General features: G+C 59.8%; 5 protein-coding genes and 1 tRNA gene. 2 read left to right on the top strand and 4 right to left on the bottom strand.

The window, feature by feature from the left end:
- Nucleotides 1-75 precede the first annotated feature (75 nt).
- Complete coding sequence (locus tag IP81_RS16460) at nt 76-276, bottom strand: hypothetical protein (RefSeq protein ID WP_054109103.1); 201 nt, start codon at nt 274-276, stop codon at nt 76-78.
- A 270-nt stretch (nt 277-546) separates the two neighbouring features.
- Nucleotides 547-621 (bottom strand) — tRNA-Gly (locus tag IP81_RS16465).
- 209 nt (nt 622-830) lie between these two features.
- Here IP81_RS16465 and IP81_RS16470 point away from each other — a divergent pair.
- Complete coding sequence (locus IP81_RS16470; RefSeq protein ID WP_054109104.1) at nt 831-1727, top strand: tetratricopeptide repeat protein; 897 nt, start codon at nt 831-833, stop codon at nt 1725-1727.
- A gap of 4 nt (nt 1728-1731) precedes the next feature.
- Nucleotides 1732-2361, top strand: a complete 630-nt coding sequence (locus tag IP81_RS16475; RefSeq protein ID WP_054109107.1) for an LON peptidase substrate-binding domain-containing protein — start codon at nt 1732-1734, stop codon at nt 2359-2361.
- A 3-nt stretch (nt 2362-2364) separates the two neighbouring features.
- On the opposite strand, the gene IP81_RS16480 is transcribed toward IP81_RS16475, so the two are convergent.
- A complete protein-coding gene (locus IP81_RS16480; RefSeq protein WP_054109105.1) occupies nt 2365-2985 on the bottom strand; it encodes a MarC family protein in 621 nt (206 codons plus the stop codon).
- A gap of 5 nt (nt 2986-2990) precedes the next feature.
- Nucleotides 2991-3764: a hypothetical protein gene (locus tag IP81_RS16485; RefSeq protein WP_054109106.1), complete on the bottom strand. Its 774-nt coding sequence runs from the start codon at nt 3762-3764 to the stop codon at nt 2991-2993.
- Nucleotides 3765-3896 lie beyond the last annotated feature (132 nt).

Genomic DNA, 3896 nt, shown 5'->3' on the forward strand with positions numbered 1-3896 from the left:
GCCGCACGCGCACGCGTAGCGGACCCTTCACGGGTTGATTGAAGGAGGACAGGCTTCGAGCCCAGGGATCAGCGGCTAATGCGAGCGAGTGGTTCTGCGGCGGTTCGAGTTATGCCAATTGCGCCAGTCAGATTCCGGCGGTGACATATTCTTCAGGTATCCGCCGTTGACGGCCAGTTTCTCAAGATTGGCAGGCATTACGGGGCCGGCAATATCGATATGTGCGACCTCGGCGATCCGAAAAAGAGTTTGCCTTGCGCTGTTCTGGCGCAGCACGCTGCCTCTCTGCCAAGGCGCCCGACTGCTAGCAGCGAGATGAGCCGTTTCACACCACACGTTAGGCGCAAGTTCGGGCGACATCGATCGACAATCTTGGTGCAAAAAGTGGGCTCAAAATTCACGAGCTACGACCGGCTTTCCCCACGACGCCCCAACCTGTACCAAAATTGGAGACAATATGGAGACAATGGGGGTCTAGGCGAGGCGTTGTCTCCAGAATTTCAAGGGTCGCCGGTCGGCGAAATCGTTGATTTTCTGGGAGAAAACTGGAGCGGGCGAAGGGATTCGAACCCTCGACCCCAACCTTGGCAAGGTTGTGCTCTACCACTGAGCTACGCCCGCTCGAGCGTTTCTAGCCGGTGGAAAGTGTCCCGTCCGGCTGGGGTGTTGGGGCCTCTAACTGCGACTCGGCATTAGCGCAACACCAAAAATGCACCGATGCACAACTCTCTGGGCAAAACCCCGTTTCCTCTTGCCGAATGGCGCGCACATCCCACATTAGGGGAACAACAAAACCGCAGCAGATTGACCGGAGACGCAACTTGGCCAGCATGGGGCTTAACCTCGACGAACAGAAGGCAGTGGACCGCTTCCGCAAGGATGTGGTCGAGCCATCGATGACGCAACTGGTCATCCTCGATTTCTGGGCGGAATGGTGCGGGCCATGTAAGACGCTGACCCCGGTGCTCGAAAAGATCGCCGCCGAATACGCCGACAAGGGCGTGGTTCTGGCCAAGGTCAATGTCGATGAAGAGCAATTCATCGCAGCACAATTCCAGGTGCGTTCGATCCCCACAGTCTATGCGATGTTCCAGGGCCAGCCCGTAGCCGATCTGACGCCTGCGCGCACCGAAACGCAACTTCGCCAGTATCTGGATCAATTGCTCGCAAAATTGCCGGTGCAGGCAGGGGAGCCTGCGCAGGATATCACGCCGCTGCTTGCCATGGCCGAAGAGGTCCTGGCGGAAGGTGATGGTGAACGCTCCGTCAGCATCTTTGCCCAGATCATCGAAATCGCGCCCGATAATGCACAGGCCCATGCGGGTTTGGTGCGTGCCTTGCTGTTGGCGGGTCAACGCGACGAAGCGCAGGCCGTGCTTGATGCGCTTGATCCTGCGCTGGCGGCCGATCCTGCCATCGCACAGGCACGCTCTGCGTTGGCATTGGCAGAAGATGCCCCTGAAGAGGCAGAGTTGGCCGCGTTGCGTGCCGCTGCGGCTGAACGTCCCGCCGATATGGACGCGCAGCTGGCTTTCGCCAATGCGCTCTATGCCAGCGGCCAGCGCGATGATGCTGCGGCCAAGCTGCTGGCGATGGTTGCTGCTGATCGTGAATGGAACGACGGCGCGGCCAAAGCGCGGCTCTTGCAAATCTTTGAGGCTGTGGGCCTTGAAGATCCCTGGGTTGCGGCCACCCGTCGCAAGCTTTCCACTGTGTTGTTTGGTTGATCTGATGGGCGCAACTGTAAACTCGACGCGCCTTTCGATCTTCCCGTTGACGGGCGCGGTGCTCTATCCCGGATTGCAATTGCCGCTGCACTTTTTCGAGCCCCGCTATCGTGCGCTAGTAAGCGATTCGCTCGCGCGTGATCGCCGTATCGCGATGATTCAGCCCCAGGCGCCGGTAGAAGGCGCGCCGTTGTACAAAGTCGGTTGTGTCGGCAAAATCGCCGATGTCGAGGCTTTGGATGATGGCCGCTACAACATCGTCCTTGAAGGCATTTCGCGATTCCGCATCATCCGCGAACTCGAAGTTACTACCCCGTTCCGTCAGGTCGAGGCGGAATTGCTGGTCGACGACATGGCCGAAGCGCTGAGCGCTGTCGAACGCGCGTCGTTTGAGCAGGAATCGCGCAAGTTTGCCGATGCTCAGGGCTATTCGGTCGATTGGGACTCGGTTGGCCGGCTGGATGATATGTCGCTGATCAACGGCGTTTCGCAGATTGCGCCGTTCGATGCCGCTGCAAAACAGGCCTTGCTAGAGGCCGACACCCTTGGCGCGCGCTGTGAATTGCTGGTGCAATTGATGCAATTCTTCAGCAAGCGCGACAATGACGACGGCGGGCGGGTGACGCTGCAATAGACTTTAAAACTGCGCCTGAATGCCGTCGATTACGAACTGCGCGGCGAGCGCTGCCAGCAGTACACCGAGCAAACGCGTGACGACCGCTTCGACTTGCGATCCCAGCGCGCGGATGATCGGGCGCGCGCCCACCAGCGCGATAAAGCTCAGCACCATTACGGCGGCCAGCGCGCCCAGAATCACCAATGTTTCGGTTGAGCCCTTGGCGCGCGCGGTCAGTAGCATGACCGACGCGATCGAGCCCGGCCCTGCCAGCATCGGCATGGCCATCGGGAATACAGCAACGTCCTCAACCTGAGGCTGTGCGGTGCGCACTTTTTCGGCACGTTCTTCGCGGCGTTCGGTGCGCTTTTCGAACACCATATCCAGCGCAATCAGGAACAGCATGATCCCGCCCGCTATGCGGAAGCTATCGAGTTCGATGTGCAGCGCGCCGAGCAAGTCTTCGCCAAACAGCGCGAAAACCAGCAGAATGCAGGTGGCGATCAAGCACGCGCGCAGGGCCATGCTGAACGCCTGTTTCGCGGTGGCATTGGCGGTAAGACCCGCATAGATCGGCGCGCAGCCGGGAGGATCGATCACCACAAACAGCGTGACGAAGGCCGAGACGAACAATTGCCACATTGCGATTAAGCTCCATCCGCCTTGAAATTGCGCAAGACAACTTCTTGCATCGCGCCGTCTTTCCACATCCACGCGGCAAAGCGCCGGCTGCCATCAGGCATCACGGTTGATCGCCAAGCCAATGTGCCATCGTGCGATTGGCCGTCCTTGCTATCGGCACCTGTCGGCGCATCGCTTGGCGGAATGGGGCCGGCCAACGGGAGGATTGGCGGCACCTTGCTTTGCTTTTCGGGTTTGCGTTTGCCAGTGGCGGGCGCTGCTGCGCCTTCGGTTGGCTTGCGCACTCGGCAATCTGCCACTTTGCCCTCGGCCCAATCAAGATCGCGCAAAGGCGCGGACAGGGCCTGCCCGTCACGCAGCACCCATTTCCAATCGACTTTGCCTTTGATCTGGCGCTGCCAGACGCTGATATATTCGCCATTGCCGCCGTTCGGGTTTTGCCAACCGCCAAAGGTCAATCCGGCTGAACCATCGCAACTGATCCACGCAGAACGCGGTGCCCATTGATCGGCCTTGGCGGGGTCTTTGCGATCCTTCAAAGCTGTTTTTGCAAGCACCCGCCCGCTCTCCAGCAGTTCCGCTGCCTCATCAGCGGTCTCGCGGAATGCTGCCCAATGGCCTTTCTCACGCGCAAGGCGGGCAATCGCAATGTCTGCGGCGATCAGTGCGCTGGGATTGGCATAGGCACGCTGGGGGCGGCCCTGAGCGGCCTCTGGCGCAGGTTGCGCGAGGGCAGGAGCAGTTAGGGCTAGCAATGCAAGGGGTATCAAGCGCTTCATGCGTGGCAGACTAGACGAAGGTCTGCGCTCTGCCCACCCCCAACCCCCTCCCCCTTCGATAAGCGCAGGATGAGCGGGAGCGACTGTCTGTTGGGTCAAGTGTCATGATGCGATTTCGGCTTTTGTTTCGCG

The sequence above is a fragment of the Novosphingobium sp. AAP83 genome, from assembly GCF_001295795.1.
Lineage (GTDB): Bacteria > Pseudomonadota > Alphaproteobacteria > Sphingomonadales > Sphingomonadaceae > Novosphingobium.

What these genes read in the sequence shown, in the direction of transcription:
- IP81_RS16470 (WP_054109104.1), top strand. Translation starts at nt 831, where the DNA reads ATGGGGCTTAACCTCGACGAACAGAAGGCAGTGGACCGCTTCCGCAAG.
- IP81_RS16485 (WP_054109106.1), bottom strand. Translation starts at nt 3,764, where the DNA reads ATGAAGCGCTTGATACCCCTTGCATTGCTAGCCCTAACTGCTCCTGCC.
- IP81_RS16480 (WP_054109105.1), bottom strand. Translation starts at nt 2,985, where the DNA reads ATGTGGCAATTGTTCGTCTCGGCCTTCGTCACGCTGTTTGTGGTGATC.
- IP81_RS16475 (WP_054109107.1), top strand. Translation starts at nt 1,732, where the DNA reads ATGGGCGCAACTGTAAACTCGACGCGCCTTTCGATCTTCCCGTTGACG.